The sequence below is a fragment of the Streptomyces sp. NPDC014006 genome, assembly GCF_043088925.1.
Lineage (GTDB): Bacteria > Actinomycetota > Actinomycetes > Streptomycetales > Streptomycetaceae > Streptomyces.
On the sequence record NZ_JBICAJ010000002.1, the window covers coordinates 227327 to 241491 of the forward strand.

Sequence of the window (14165 nt, forward strand, 5' to 3'; positions counted from 1 at the left end):
AGGGGGCGGGGCGGGCCGGTGACACGCTGACCACCGCCCTCCCGCCCCGGCCGCCCCGCCGTCCCGGCGTGCGCGATCCCGCCCCGCCGGGAGGCACGCCCTGATCCACGTTGTCGGTGCCGCCTGCCACAATTGCCGCGCAACCCGATGTGGAGAAGGCGGTACGGGATCGTGACGACACCCGGATCCATCGAAGTAGGGTCCATCGAAGGCAGGATCGCCGAGGAGCTCGGCGTACGAGAGCGGCAGGTCAAGGCCGCCGTGGAGTTGCTCGACGGCGGTTCGACGGTGCCCTTCGTCGCCCGCTACCGCAAGGAAGCGACCGAGATGCTCGACGATGCGCAGCTGCGCACGATCGAGGAGCGGCTGCGCTATCTGCGTGAGCTGGAGGAGCGCCGGACGGCGATCCTGGAGTCGGTGCGCGAGCAGGGCAAGCTCACCGACGAGCTGGAGGCGCGGATCCGCGGCGCCGAGACCAAGGCGCGGCTGGAGGACATCTACCTCCCGTACAAGCCCAAGCGGCGCACCAAGGCGCAGATCGCCCGCGAGGCGGGTCTCGAGCCGCTGGCCGAGGGACTGCTCGGCGACCCGTCCGTCGACCCGCTCGCGGCCGCAGCGGCCTTCGTCGACGCCGACAAGGGCGTCGCCGACCCGCAGGCGGCCCTGGACGGCGCCCGCGCGATCCTCACCGAGCGGTTCTCCGAGGACGCCGACCTGATCGGCGAGCTGCGCGAGCGCATGTGGGTGCGGGGCCGGCTGACCGCGAAGGTGCGCGAGGGCAAGGAGGAGGCGGGCGCCAAGTTCGCCGACTACTTCGACTTCGCCGAGCCGTTCACCGAGCTGCCCTCGCACCGCGTCCTGGCGATGCTGCGCGGCGAGAAGGAAGAGGTCCTCGACCTCGTCCTGGAGCCGGAGGAGCCCACGGACGGCCCGTCGTCGTACGAGGGCATCGTCGCCGCGAAGTTCGGGATCGCCGACCGCGGGCGGCCGGGTGACAAGTGGCTGAAGGACACCGTCCGCTGGGCCTGGCGCACCCGCATCCTCGTCCACCTGGGCATCGACCTGCGGCTGCGGCTGCGCACGGCCGCCGAGGACGACGCCGTGGGCGTCTTCGCCGCCAACCTGCGGGACCTGCTGCTCGCCGCCCCCGCGGGCACGCGCGCGACGCTCGGCCTCGACCCCGGTTTCCGTACGGGCGTCAAGGTCGCCGTCGTCGACGCCACCGGCAAGGTCGTCGCCACGGACGTCATCCACCCGCACGTCCCGGCGAACCGGTGGGACGAGGCGATCGCCAAGCTGGCCCGGCTCGCCGAGGAGCACGCGGTCGAGCTGATCGCCATCGGCAACGGCACCGCCTCCCGCGAGACCGACAAGCTCGCCGGTGAGCTGATCACCAAGCACCCGGAGCTGAACCTCACCAAGGTCATGGTGTCGGAGGCCGGCGCCTCGGTGTACTCGGCGTCGGCGTTCGCCTCGCAGGAGCTGCCCGACATGGACGTGTCGCTGCGCGGCGCGGTGTCCATCGCGCGCCGGCTGCAGGACCCGCTGGCCGAGCTGGTGAAGATCGACCCGAAGTCGATCGGCGTCGGCCAGTACCAGCACGACCTGTCCGAGGTGAAGCTGTCCCGCTCGCTGGACGCGGTCGTGGAGGATTGTGTGAACGGCGTCGGTGTCGACGTCAACACCGCGTCCGCGCCCCTGCTGGCCCGCGTCTCCGGTATCACCTCAGGGCTCGCCGAGAACATCGTGGCGCACCGCGACGCCAACGGCCCCTTCACCTCCCGCGCGCAGCTGAAGAAGGTGCCGCGGCTCGGCCCGAAGGCGTACGAGCAGTGCGCCGGCTTCCTGCGCATCCGCGGGGGCACCGACCCGCTGGACGCCTCCAGCGTGCACCCCGAGGCCTACCCGGTGGTGCGCCGCATGGTGAAGAACACCGGGCAGGAGGTCGCCTCCCTGATCGGCAACACCGCGGTGCTGCGCTCGCTGCGGCCGCAGGAGTTCGTCGACGACACGTTCGGTCTGCCGACCGTCACCGACATCCTCAAGGAGCTCGAGAAGCCCGGCCGCGACCCGCGGCCCGCCTTCAAGACGGCCACCTTCAAGGAGGGCGTCGAGAAGATCTCCGACCTCGCCTCCGGGATGATCCTCGAGGGCGTCGTCACCAACGTGGCCGCCTTCGGTGCCTTCGTCGACGTCGGTGTCCACCAGGACGGGCTGGTGCACGTCTCCGCGATGTCGAAGACGTTCGTCAAGGACCCGCGCGACGTCGTCAAGCCCGGCGACATCGTGAAGGTGAAGGTCCTCGAGGTCGACATCCCGCGCAAGCGGATCTCGCTGACCCTGCGTCTCGACGACGAGGCTGCCCCCCAGGAGAAGTCCGCCTCTCCCGGCGGCGGCCGGCAGCGCGGCGGACGCCCGCCGCAGCAGCGTCAGGGCCGCGGGGGCGGCGGTGGTGCCGGTGGCGGCGGCGGTGGCCGTCAGGCTCCGGCGAACAGCGCCATGGCCGACGCGCTGCGTCGCGCGGGGCTGCTGGGCGGCGACAAGAAGGGCCGCCGCTAGGCCGTTTCGGGGCGCCCGGTTCCGCTCCGGCAGGGGCGGAACCGGGCGCGCTCGTACAGTGGCCGTATGACCACTTCGCGTGTGCTCACCTGGGACGTGCCGGCGAGCGGTGGGTACGAGACCGCGTGGGTCGACTGCGGCCCGGGCGCCCTGCACGCCCGGGGACGGGCGGTCGGCACCACGCCGGAGCCGTACTGGATCTCCTACGAGCTGGAAACCGCGGAGGACTTCGTCACGCGGCGGCTGCTGGTGACCGCGGAGACCGCCGCCCGCACCCGCACCCTGGAGCTGCGCCACGACGGCCGCGGCGGCTGGAGCGCCGACGGGGAACCCCTGCCCCCGCTGACCGGCGCCCTCGACTGCGACCTCGGGCTCAGCCCGCTCACCAACACCATGCCGCTGCTGCGCCACGCGCTGCACCGGGCAGTGGGCGAGCAGGAGTTCCTGATGGCCTGGGTGTCGGTGCCGGGCCTGGTGGTACGCCCGTCCCGGCAGACCTACACCCATCTCGCCCGCCTGTCCGGCGGAGGCGGTCGCGTCCGCTACGCCTCCGGCTCCTTCCGCAGCGACCTGGAGATCGACGCGGACGGGTTCGTCGTCCACTATCCGCGGCTGGCGACACGGATCGCGGCGGAATAACGCGGAATAACAGGGTGAAGGAAGATCGTCGCGTCGGCAGACTGGCCGCATGAGCGCGACCGAACCCAAGGAAGACCTCCGCCGCTGCCTCCAGGACGCCCGCGAGGTCATGCTCTGGAAGCTGGAGGGAGTTTCGGAGTACGACGTCCGCCGCCCGCTGACCCCGACCGGCACCAATCTACTGGGCCTGGTGAAGCACCTGACCGGCGCCGAGGCACTGTACTTCGGCGCGACCTTCGGGCGGCCCTTCGACGGGCCGGCACTGTGGATCGCGGGCGACGCCGAACCGGACGCTGACCTGTGGGCCCGGCCCGAGGAGCCCCGCGCGCGGATCGTCGCCGGGTACCGGCGGGCGTGGGCGCACGCGGACGCCACGATCGAGGCGCTGCCGCTGGACGCGGTGGGCCGGCTGCCCGGCGGCCCAGGCGTCGAACTGACCCTGCACCGGGTGCTCACTCACATGATCGGCGAGACGCACCGGCACGCCGGGCACGCCGACATCGTCCGGGAGCTGATCGACGGCACCGCGGGCCAGCGGGCGGGCGGCGGCAACGTGGCACCGCACGACCCCGGGCACGTGGCCCGCGTGGAGCGGGCGGCGAAGGAGGCGGCCGGCCTGTACGGCGGAGACGCCCCCTAGCGTTCGGTGACCTTGCCGTCCGCGACCTCCAGGCGGCGGGTTACGTGGACGGCGTCCAGCATGCGGCGGTCGTGGGTGACCAGGAGCAGGGTGCCCTCGTAGGCGTCGAGCGCGGATTCCAGTTGCTCGATGGCCGGCAGGTCGAGGTGGTTGGTCGGCTCGTCGAGGACGAGGAGGTTGACGCCCCGGCCCTGCAGGAGCGCCAGGGCGGCCCGGGTGCGCTCGCCCGGGGAGAGCGTCGCCGCCGGGCGCACGACATGGCCGGCCTTGAGGCCGAACTTGGCGAGCAGCGTGCGGACCTCGGCCGGTTCGGTGTCGGGGACGGCCGCGCAGAAGGCGTCCAGCAGGGACTCCGGGCCGTGGAACAGCCGCCGCGCCTGGTCGACCTCGCCGACGAGCACCCCCGAGCCGAGCGCGGCGTGCCCGGCGGCCAGGGGGACACGGCCGAGCAGGGCGCCGAGCAGGGTGGACTTGCCGGCGCCGTTCGCACCGGTGACCGCCACCCGATCCGCCCAGTCGATCTGCAGGGAGACCGGGCCGAAGGTGAAGTCGCCGCGCCGGACCTCGGCGTCGCGCAGGGTCGCCACGACCGCGCCGGAGCGCGGGGCGGAGGCGATCTCCATGCGCAGCTCCCACTCCTTGCGCGGCTCCTCGACGACGTCGAGGCGCTCGATCAGCCGCTGCGTCTGGCGGGCCTTCGCGGCCTGCTTCTCGCTGGCCTCGCTGCGGAACTTGCGGCCGATCTTGTCGTTGTCGCCCGCTTTGCGCCGGGCGTTCTTCACACCCTTGTCCATCCACGCGCGCTGGGTGCGCGCCCGGTCCTCCAGCGCGGACTTCTTGTCGGCGTACTCGTCGTAGTCGTCGCGTGCATGGCGGCGGGCCACCTCGCGCTCCTCCAGGTAGGCGTCGTAGCCGCCGCCGTAGAGGTTGATCTGCTGCTGGACGAGGTCGAGTTCGAGCACCTTGGTGACCGTGCGGGTGAGGAACTCGCGGTCGTGGCTGACGACGACCGTGGCCGCGCGCAGCCCGCTCACGAAGCGTTCGAGACGCTCCAGGCCGTCCAGGTCGAGGTCGTTGGTGGGCTCGTCGAGGAGGAAGACGTCGTAGCGCGACAGCAGGAGTGAGGCGAGGGAGGCGCGGGCCGCCTGGCCGCCGGACAGCGACGTCATCGGCTGGTCCAGACCCACGGCCAGACCGAGGGAGTCGGCGACCTCCTCCGCGCGCTCGTCGAGGTCGGCGCCGCCGAGGGCGAGCCAGCGCTCCAGGCTCACCGCGTACGCGTCGTCAGCGCCGGGCGCCCCGTCGACCAGCCCCTGCGTGGCCTCGTCCATGGCCCGCTGGGCGGCGGCGACGCCGGTGCGGCGGGCCAGGAACTCCCGGACCGTCTCCCCCGGCCGCCGCTCGGGTTCCTGCGGGAGGTGGCCCACGGTGGCCGTCGGCGGGGACAGGCGAAGCTCGCCCTGCTCGGGCGGGAGGAGCCCGGCGAGCATGGTCAGCAGCGTGGACTTGCCCGCGCCGTTGGCACCGACCAGCCCGATCACGTCGCCGGGCGCGACGACGAGGTCGAGCCCGGAGAAGAGCGAGCGGTCGCCGTGCCCGGCGGCGAGGTTCTTGGCGACGAGAGTGGCAGTCATCAGGGCGCCGATCCTAACGGGGCGTCCAGCAGGACGCGGTGCCTGCCGGTCTCGAGGATGCCGTCGAAGATCCCGTGGGTGTGGCGAGGGCCGGTCCACACGGTACGCCGTCTACCGCACCCGGCACGGCGAGGTGACCTCGACCCGCCTCGCCCCGGGCGGGTCAGGCGGCGCTGCCGACGGGGCTGCGGTCCAGGGCGTGTTCGATGACCGCGGTGACCGCCCGCAGGCCAGGTCGGCGCACTCGGGGCAGCCGTGATGACGGACCGCCCGCCGGGCAGCGGCGCCTCGGCCTCGCGCAGCAGGCCGCGCACCGTTCGGCGAAGCACGGCAGACATGCGGTGAGCATTCCCGCGTCGTCACCGATGTGAGCGCTGACACGTTCCGCTACCGTCCCGGTGTGGAAAGTGAGCGCAGGGACGACGTGATCGTGGTCGGTGGCGGGGTCGTGGGGCTGACCACCGCCGTGGTGCTCGCCGAGCGCGGCCGGCGGGTGCGCGTGTGGACGCGGGACCCGGTGGAGCGGACGACATCGGCGGTCGCCGGTGCGCTGTGGTGGCCGTACCACATCAAACCGGTGGCCTCGGCGCGGGCGTGGGCACTGCGCTCCCTGGACGTGTACGAGGAGCTGGCGGAGCGCCCGGAGGCGACCGGCGTGCGCCTGGTCGACGGGGTGCTGGGCGAGACGGAGCTGGAGGAGGTCGCGGGATGGGCTGCCGCCCGGCTGCCGGGGCTGCGGGCCTCCGTGAAGGAGGAGTACGCCGGGTCGGGGGTGTGGGCGCGGCTGCCGTTGATCGACATGGCGGTGCATCTGCCGTGGCTGCGGCGGCGGTTCACGGCGGCGGGCGGGATCGTCGAGGAGCGCACGGTGTCCGATCTGGACCGGGTGCCGGCCGCGGTGGTGGTCAACTGCACGGGTCTGGGCGCCCGTCGGCTCGTCCCCGATCCGGCGGTGCGGCCGGTGCGGGGGCAGTTGGTCGTGGTGGAGAACCCCGGCGTGCGCACCTGGGTCGTCTCGACCACCGCCGAGGGCGAGTTGGCCTATCTGCTGCCGCACACCGACCGTCTGCTGCTGGGCGGCACCGCGCAGGACGGCGACTGGTCCACCGAGCCCGACCCGGCCGTGGCCGAGGCGATCGTACGGCGGTGTGCGGCGCTGCGGCCGGAGGTGGCCGGGGCGCGCGTCCTGGAGCACCGGGTGGGGCTGCGGCCCGCCCGGGACGCGGTCCGGCTGGAGCGCGAACCGCGGCCGGACGGGCGGGTGGTGGTGCACAACTACGGGCACGGCGGCGCGGGCGTCACCGTGGCGTGGGGTTGTGCGGAGGAGGCGGCCGCGTTGGCCGCCCCCTCCTGAGGGGCGGCTCTCGTGGGGGTCAGGGCACGCGCGGGGTGGTGCGCGGCCCGTGCACGCCGTTCAGCGTCGTCGGGTGCTGGGCCGGGGTGGCCGCTCCGGCCGTGGCGCGGGCGAAGGCACCGGCACCGCCGGCCAGCGGGAGCCGGGCGGAGGTCCGGGACAGGTCGAGGGTGAGGGTCGGGGTGGTGGACGGCGGATCGATGAGGTCCTTGTCGGTGCCGGCCACGATCAGCGCCAGCCGGTGGCCCTTGGGCACGACGTGGTCGGTCGCCGCCAGGTCGACGGTGATCGTGTACGACCGGCCCGGCACGAGCGGCGCGCCCTTGCCCGGGTGGGCCCAGGTGCCGAGGTCGGCCCAGCCGCGGCTGACGACGGTGTAGCCGACGTCGGTGGTCTTGGCCCGCGTCTCCTTGAAGCAGGCGCTGTCGCCCGCGGTGCTCGCGCCCCAGCAGGTGTGTTCGGTGAGGGTGATGATGCCCTCGCCGGCGTCGGCGTAGTCCCGGACGGTGGCCGGGCCGATGTCGACGAGGACCGCCGACAGATGGGCCGTGCTGGTGGTCGGTGTCGCGGTGACGGTGACCTTGGAGGAGCCGGACAGACGCAGGTCGCGGGTGAGCGGCGCGGTGGTGAAGCCGGCCTTGTCGGGGGTCGGCCGGTCGATCTGGGCCGCCCAGTCGGTCTCGCTGTGCTTCGGGTCGTCGGTGAAGGTCGCGGTGCCGGTGGCCGGGCGCAGACCGAGGGTGCCGACGCCGGACTCGGTGCCGGGGGCGGGCCGCAGGGTGGTGAGCCGGGTGCCGCTCGGGGGCCAGACGTGCGAGGTCACCCACTGGTCGGGGTGGCGTTCGATGTCGGCCATCGGTTCGCGGTCGATGCCGTTGTCGTAGCCGAGGAGTTCGTGGTCGAACCAGCGGTGCAGGGTGTCGACCCACGGGGCGCGGCGGAAGTCGAAGGGGTCGACGTGCCCGGTCTGGGAGAGCCAGATCTTGCGCTTCACGCCGTTCTTCGCGAGGGCGTCCCACCACTGGCCGAGGTGCTTGGTCCGCACGTTGAGGTCCTGCATGCCGTGCACGAGGAAGACGCTGGCGCGGACTTTCTTCGCGTCCTTGACGTAGTCGCGCTCGGTCCACAGGGGCGTCCAGTCGCCGCTGCGGGGCGCGCCGTCGACCAGCTTCTGCTGTACGGCCGCGCACTTGGCGTGGGCGTCGGGGCTCTCGACGTAGTCGGACAGCCACTCGGGGCCGGAGTCGTACAGCGGAGCGCCCTGCTGGAAGTAGTAGTCGTACCAGGAGGAGATCGCGCTGATCGGGACGACGGTCTTCAGGCCCTTGACGCCGGTCGCGGCGACGCCGTTGGCGATGGTGCCGTCCCAGCTCTTGCCGATCATTCCGGTGCGGCCGTCGGTCCAGCCGGCTGTGACGGTGGTGGTGCCGGTTCGGGAGGTGTACGCCTTCGCGCGGCCGTTCAGCCAGTCGATCACGGCCTTGGCGGACAGGACGTCGGAGCGGCCGCCGACGTCGACGCAGCCGTCGGAGCGGTTGGTACCGGCGAGGTCGACGCCGACGACGGCGTAGCCGCGCGGAACGAAGTAGTTGTCGTAGAACAGCGGCATCCGGAGGATGTCGCCGTGTGCGTCGTAGGTCTTCTTCTGGCTCTCGTTGCCGCGGCCGCAGCAGGAGTAGTAGGGGCTGGCGTCCATGATGACGGGCACCTTGCGGCCCTGCGCGGCAGGCTCGCTGGGCCGGACGATGTCCGCGGCGACGCGGTCGGTGCGGCCGTCGCCGTCGCCGTCGAGTCCGGTGTCCACCCAGACGGCTTCGCGGATGGCGTGCGCGTACGAGTAGACGGGCCGGCTCTCGCGCGGGGTGGCGTGCGCGGCGGCCGGGGTGAGGAGAGCGGCCACCAGGGCGGCGACCGCGGCTGTCACGAGCGTTCTTGTGGTCGTGAAGCGGGTGCGTTTCGGCATGCGCGGACGGTACATCGGTCAACTCCCGTGCAGAAGAGCGCATACGGGGGCCGGTGAGCCGTGTCGGGCGAGCAGGCCGTGAGGAGCGTGGAACGGCTTCGGTCATGACGGCTGAATGGCGATCGTGTGACAGGAGGGACCATGGACATGACCGGAGGCGGAGGGACTCAATAGGCTCGAACGAACTTCGGTCCCCTACGACTTGGAGCTTTCGTGCACCGCAGAATCATCGCGCCGGGCGCACTGGCCGCCGCCTCCGTCCTGCTGGCGATCCCGGCATCGGCGGCGAGCTTCTCCCCCGGCGCCCCGGGCATCGGCGACCCCTACTACCCGGCCTACGGCAACGGCGGATACGACGTCTCCCACTACGACCTGAGGCTGAAGTACCAGCCGGCCACCGACGAGTTGGAGGGCACCGCGACGATCCTGGCGCGGACCACGCAGGATCTGTCGCGGTTCGACCTGGACTTCCTGCTGGATGTGAGCGAGGTCCGGGTCAACGGGGCCAAGGCGGCCTTCACGACGTCGGGCGAGCACGAGCTGGTGATCACGCCGAGGACGCCGCTGCCGAAGGGGACGGCGGTCACCGTCGTCGTGCGCTACAGCGGGGTACCGTCGTCGAAGAAGGCGTACGGCTTCACGAGCTGGCACCGCACCCCGGACGGCGGCATCGGGGCGAACGAGCCGGAAGCGGCCTGGTGGTGGTTCCCGAGCAACGACCATCCGCTGGACAAGGCCACCTACGACGTGTCGGTGCTGGTGCCCGACGGAACCCAGGCCCTCTCCAACGGCACGCTTCAGTCCACGAGTTCCAAGCTCGGCTGGACGCGGTGGAACTGGCGTGAGAACAAGCCGCAGGCGACCTATCTGGCCACCTTGGCGCTGGGCAGGTTCGACGTCACCACGTCCACCTCCGAGGGCGGCGTCCCGGTCGTCAACGCCTACAGCAAGGACCTCGGCGACAACGACGGCGCGGCCCGGGCGAGCGTGGAGCGCACCGGGGAGCTCGTCGACTGGCTGAGCGGCTACTTCGGCCCGTACCCGTTCTCGTCGGCGGGCGGCTATGTGCCCAACACGACCACCGGGTACGCGCTGGAGACCCAGACGCGCGTCTACTACAGCCCGCGGCAGTTCGCGAACGGCGCGAACACCTCCGTCGTCGTGCACGAGCTGGCCCACCAGTGGTGGGGCGACAGTGTGTCGCTCAAGGGCTGGAAGGACATCTGGATCAACGAGGGTTTCGCGCGGTACGCGCAGTGGCTGTGGTCGGAGCACGAGGGCGAGGGCACCACGCAGGAACTCGCGGACTACACCTACGCATCGCACCCGGCCGACGACCCCTTCTGGACGGTGAAGCCGGGCGACCCGGGTCCGGACAACCAGTTCGACATCGCGGTCTACGACCGGGGCGCGCTGGCCATCCAGGCGCTGCGCAACGAGATCGGTGACGACGCGTTCTTCAGGATCCTGAAGGGCTGGCCGCAGCAGTACGCGTACGGCAACGCGTCGGTGGCCGATTTCCAGCGCTACGCCGAGCAGGTCTCCGGCAAGCCGCTCGCGGCCCTCTTCGACACCTGGCTGTACCAGCCGGTGAAGCCGAGCGCTCCGGCGGCCCGCGCGGAATCCTTCGCCCGGACCTCGGCGGCCCCGGCCGCCCAGCCGAAGTCCTGGAAGAAGATCGCGGCGACGAACGAGGTGCACGGGCACTGAGCGGAAGGCGGGGCCGGCGGGCGGGTGACGCAGGCCCTGCCGGCCGACGCGGAGGCTGAGGCCGACCCGGCCGGCCGGCGGGGTGCGACTCCGGGCCCGCCGGCCGACACGGAGGGTGCGACGACGGGCCTGCCGGCCGCCTCGGGGCTGTGGCCCCGGGTCGGCTAGCCGGTGACGGGTTCCGCCTCGGTCGCCCGGGCCAGGAGCTCGGTGCGGCCGAGGGCGGCCGTGCGGGTCGCCGGGACCGTGCAGGCGTGGGCGCCGGCCAGTGTGCCGTAGAAGGCGCAGCGCTGCGGCGGCTCGCCGGTCAGGAAGCCGAAGAGGAAGCCGGCGGCGAAGGCGTCACCCGCGCCGTTGGAGTCCACCACCGGTGCGGGCGGCGCCGCCACCGGTATGCGGGTCAGGGTGCCCTCGGCCAGCAGGTGGGCGCCCTCCGCCCCGGCCGTCGCGACCGCGAGGCGGGCGCGGCCCCGGGCGGCGATGCGGCGCAGGGTGCCCTCGGGGTCGGTCAGAGCGGCGGCCGACAGGAAGACGATGTCGGCCTCGTAGGCGAACTGCTCGTGGTAGGGGTTCTCGCCGTCCCAGTCGTGCAGGTCGGTGGAGATCGTCACGCCGGCCGCGCGCAGCGCCGGCAGGGCGTCGGCGCACGGCTGGGTGATGCACACATGCGCGTGCCGGGCGGTGGCGGCGAGGCGGCGGACGGTGTCCTCGGGCAGCCGGTCGCCGGGGCGGCTGCGGCTGGTGTCGTACAGCGACAGACGGCGGCCGTCCGGGCCGACCAGGTTCACCGCGCGTTTGGTGCCGGCCGGCTGCGGGATCGCGGTGAGCGCGATGCCGTGGTCGCGGTGCAGGTCGCGCACCAGGTCGCCCTCCGGGTCGTCGCCGAGCAGGTCGACATGGTGGACGGCGAGGCCCAGGGCGGCCAGACCGAGCGAGACGAAGTCGCCGGTCTGGCCGGCGCGGGTACGGATGCCGGAGTCGATCATGTAACTGTCGGCATAGGGCAGCGGCAGCTCGGGCACCTGGACGATCGTGTCCACCCCGGCCCCGCCCAGCACGAGAACGTCGAGGTCCCGGCTCACAGCCCCTGCCCGTGGTCGTGGACCGTCACGGCGCTCTGCCGTGACCGGCAGACGTGGGCGATCAGCTTGACGCCCTTGACCGGCGGCGCGGTGGCGTCACCCCGGCCATATGTGATCTCCGACATGACGCCACCCTAGGGGGTGCCACCGACAGTGGCCATGGGCTGCTACTGCGTGACTTCGTACTCCGCGTTCTGGGCCACGCGGCGGCGCACGGCGAACCAGCCGGCGACCAGGAGCACCGCGATCAGCGGGATCAGGAGCAGCGTCTTGCGGCCGACCTCGGGGTCGTTCCACATCATGCCGAGGCAGGCCAGCAGGAACGCCACCGTCGCGATCTCGGTGACGGGGCTGCCCGGCAGGCGGAAGTGCGGCCGGGTGACCAGGCCCGCCTTGGCCCGGCGCACGAAGACCAGATGGCAGATCATGATGATCACCCAGGTGCTGATGATGCCGAGGGAGGCCACGTTCAGCACGATCTCGAAGGCCTGGCTCGGCATCAGGTAGTTCAGGCCCACGCCGAGCACACAGATTCCGCAGGTCAGCAGGATGCCGCCGTACGGCACCTGGGTGCGGCTCATCACGCGGGTGAACTTCGGCGCCGAGCCCGCCATCGCCATGGAGCGCAGGATGCGGCCGGTGGAGTACAGGCCGGAGTTGAGCGAGGACATGGCCGCGGTCAGGACGACGAGGTTCATCACGTCGCCGGCCGCCGGCACGCCGATCTTCGACAGCACGGTCACGAAGGGGCTCTGGTCACCGGAGTACACCGACCCCGGCAGCAGCAGCGCCAGCAGGACGACGGAACCGACGTAGAACAGACCGACCCGCCACATGATCGAGTTCACCGCGCGCGGGACGACCTTCTCGGGCTCGGAGGTCTCGCCGGCCGCGACACCGACCAGTTCCAGCGCCGCGTACGCGAAGATCACGCCCTGCATGACCAGGACGACCGGCATGACGCCGTGCGGGAAGACGCCGCCGTGGTCGGTGACCATGCTGAGGCCGGGCGTGTGACCGCCGACCTCGTGCTGCGTGGCCAGCAGGAAGATGCCGATCAGCATGAAGGCGACGAGCGTGGCCACCTTGACGATCGAGAACCAGAACTCCATCTCGCCGAAGATCTTCACGGAGATGAGGTTCACGGCGAGCACCACCGCGAGCGCGATCAGCGCCAGCACCCACTGCGGGATGGGCGTGAACAGGCTCCAGTAGTGCGTGTACAGCGCGATCGCGGTGATGTCGGCGATACCGGTCGTCGACCAGTTCAGGAAGTACATCCAGCCGGCGACGTATGCGCCCTTCTCGCCGAGGAACTCGCGCGCGTACGACACGAAGGATCCGGAGGAGGGGCGGTAGAGGACCAGCTCGCCGAGCGCCCGCACCACGAAGAAGGCGAAGATGCCGCAGACGAGGTAGGCCAGCGCGAGGGCGGGGCCCGCGCTGTGCAGTCGGCCACCGGCGCCCAGGAAGAGGCCGGTGCCGATCGCGCCGCCGATCGCGATCATGTTGACGTGGCGGTGCTTGAGGTCCTTGCTGTAACCGGCGTCGCCCGCGTCCGCGGGCGTTGCGGTCGCCGCGGGGTGGGCGGCGGCCTGTGCCGTGTGCACGGCTTCCTTGCTCACGGGTGGTTCCACTCTCTGGTGCGGCCCGAGCGGGTTGCCCTCGGGACTCGTACGTGGCTTGGCCCGCACCACCCCCTCACGGCACAGACCAAGGCAGCAGCTTCCCCGCTGGATCACTTCTCATGCGATGGTCCATGTCACAGAGCGGTTCTTCTCACATGGGGTTCACGGCGCGTTCACCAGGGCGGACGAGCGGTCCACTCCTCGCACGACAGGTGTCACAGCACCGGTGAGACAGTGATACTGCTGCACATGACGACGACCGAGGAGCCGACCCTCACGATCGACGAGCTGGCCGCCCGCGCGGGCGTCACCGTGCGCACGGTCCGTTTCTACAGCACCAAGGGTCTGCTCCCGCCGCCCGTGCTGGGCCCGCGCCGGGTGGGCCACTACGGCCCCGGTCATCTCGCGCGCCTGGCGCTGATCGAGGAGCTCCAGCGCCAGGGGATGACGCTGGCGGCGATCGAGCGGTATCTGCGGCAGCTCCCGGCCGACCTGAGCGCCCGCGACCTCGCCCTGCACCGCGCGGTGGTGGCGTCGTGGGCGCCGGACACGGTGGAGTCGGTGAGCCGGGAGGAGCTGGAGCGGCGGGCGGGCCGCGCGCTCGGCGACGAAGACCTGCGGCGGCTGACGGCCATGGACGTGGTCGTGCCGGACGGGGACGCGTTCCGCGTCGACGCCGGGCTGCTGCGGCTCGGCGTCGGGCTGCTGGACGTACCGCTGTCGCAGGAGACGGTCCTCGCCGCCCGTACCGTGCTGATCGAGCACTCCCGTGCAGCCGCGCGGGAGCTGTCGGGACTGCTGCGGGCCGCGGTCGCCGACCGCGGCCCGCAGGATGTGAAGTCACTGTCCGCCCATATGCACCCACTGGTGGTGCAGGCACTGCTCACGACCTTCCAGCGGTCGCTGAAGGATGAGCTGCGGGAGTGGCTGGACAGCGCCGATGAGTGATACGGCCG

At 72.2% G+C, this 14165-nt stretch carries 10 protein-coding genes and 1 pseudogene; 6 read left to right on the plus strand and 5 right to left on the minus strand.

Going from position 1 to position 14165, the window contains the following annotated elements; translation table 11 throughout:
- Window positions 1-171 precede the first annotated feature (171 nt).
- The 3 genes from ACF1GV_RS07515 (at window position 172) to ACF1GV_RS07525 (ending at window position 3838) form a co-directional block, all read left to right on the plus strand.
- Window positions 172-2559: a Tex family protein gene (locus ACF1GV_RS07515; protein WP_391678896.1), complete on the plus strand. Its 2388-nt coding sequence runs from the start codon at window positions 172-174 to the stop codon at window positions 2557-2559.
- A gap of 66 nt (window positions 2560-2625) precedes the next feature.
- Window positions 2626-3198 (plus strand): putative glycolipid-binding domain-containing protein, encoded by a 573-nt coding sequence (locus ACF1GV_RS07520; protein ID WP_391678897.1) that lies wholly within the window; start codon window positions 2626-2628, stop codon window positions 3196-3198.
- A gap of 49 nt (window positions 3199-3247) precedes the next feature.
- On the plus strand, window positions 3248-3838 hold the full coding sequence (locus tag ACF1GV_RS07525; RefSeq protein WP_391678898.1) for a DinB family protein: 591 nt from the start codon (window positions 3248-3250) through the stop codon (window positions 3836-3838).
- Here ACF1GV_RS07525 and ACF1GV_RS07530 read toward each other — a convergent pair.
- On the minus strand, window positions 3835-5472 hold the full coding sequence (locus ACF1GV_RS07530; RefSeq protein ID WP_391678900.1) for an ABC-F family ATP-binding cassette domain-containing protein: 1638 nt from the start codon (window positions 5470-5472) through the stop codon (window positions 3835-3837). The genes ACF1GV_RS07525 and ACF1GV_RS07530 overlap by 4 nt on opposite strands.
- 400 nt (window positions 5473-5872) lie before the next feature.
- Between ACF1GV_RS07530 and ACF1GV_RS07535 the strand changes: the two genes are divergently transcribed.
- Window positions 5873-6826, plus strand: a complete 954-nt coding sequence (locus ACF1GV_RS07535) for an FAD-dependent oxidoreductase (RefSeq protein WP_391678903.1) — start codon at window positions 5873-5875, stop codon at window positions 6824-6826.
- Window positions 6827-6845: 19 nt separating this feature from the next.
- Here the strand turns inward: ACF1GV_RS07535 and ACF1GV_RS07540 are convergent, their stop codons facing one another.
- On the minus strand, window positions 6846-8789 hold the full coding sequence (locus ACF1GV_RS07540) for a Xaa-Pro dipeptidyl-peptidase (protein WP_391678904.1): 1944 nt from the start codon (window positions 8787-8789) through the stop codon (window positions 6846-6848).
- A 213-nt stretch (window positions 8790-9002) separates the two neighbouring features.
- On the opposite strand from ACF1GV_RS07540, the gene ACF1GV_RS07545 reads away from it, so the two are divergent.
- Window positions 9003-10499, plus strand: coding sequence for a M1 family metallopeptidase (locus tag ACF1GV_RS07545; protein WP_391678907.1), 1497 nt, complete (start codon window positions 9003-9005; stop codon window positions 10497-10499).
- A gap of 164 nt (window positions 10500-10663) precedes the next feature.
- Here ACF1GV_RS07545 and ACF1GV_RS07550 read toward each other — a convergent pair whose 3' ends face one another.
- The 3 genes and pseudogenes from ACF1GV_RS07550 to ACF1GV_RS07560 form a co-directional block, all read right to left on the minus strand.
- Entirely contained in the window at window positions 10664-11581 is a 918-nt protein-coding gene (locus ACF1GV_RS07550) for a PfkB family carbohydrate kinase (protein WP_391678910.1), read from the minus strand.
- Window positions 11582-11628: 47 nt separating this feature from the next.
- A pseudogene (locus ACF1GV_RS07555) lies at window positions 11629-11706 on the minus strand (Appr-1-p processing protein); the annotation flags it as partial.
- A gap of 42 nt (window positions 11707-11748) precedes the next feature.
- Window positions 11749-13206, minus strand: a complete 1458-nt coding sequence (locus ACF1GV_RS07560; protein WP_391678911.1) for an amino acid permease — start codon at window positions 13204-13206, stop codon at window positions 11749-11751.
- A 252-nt stretch (window positions 13207-13458) separates the two neighbouring features.
- Here ACF1GV_RS07560 and ACF1GV_RS07565 point away from each other — a divergent pair, with 252 nt between their 5' ends.
- Window positions 13459-14157 (plus strand): MerR family transcriptional regulator, encoded by a 699-nt coding sequence (locus ACF1GV_RS07565; protein WP_391678912.1) that lies wholly within the window; start codon window positions 13459-13461, stop codon window positions 14155-14157.
- The last annotated feature ends 8 nt before the right edge of the window (window positions 14158-14165 follow it).

Bases quoted from the DNA above. Each gene is read 5' to 3' on its own strand.
- ACF1GV_RS07520 (WP_391678897.1), top strand. From the start codon at position 2,626: ATGACCACTTCGCGTGTGCTCACCTGGGACGTGCCGGCGAGCGGTGGG.
- ACF1GV_RS07525 (WP_391678898.1), top strand. From the start codon at position 3,248: ATGAGCGCGACCGAACCCAAGGAAGACCTCCGCCGCTGCCTCCAGGAC.
- ACF1GV_RS07530 (WP_391678900.1), bottom strand. From the start codon at position 5,472: ATGACTGCCACTCTCGTCGCCAAGAACCTCGCCGCCGGGCACGGCGAC.
- ACF1GV_RS07540 (WP_391678904.1), bottom strand. From the start codon at position 8,789: ATGCCGAAACGCACCCGCTTCACGACCACAAGAACGCTCGTGACAGCC.
- ACF1GV_RS07565 (WP_391678912.1), top strand. From the start codon at position 13,459: ATGACGACGACCGAGGAGCCGACCCTCACGATCGACGAGCTGGCCGCC.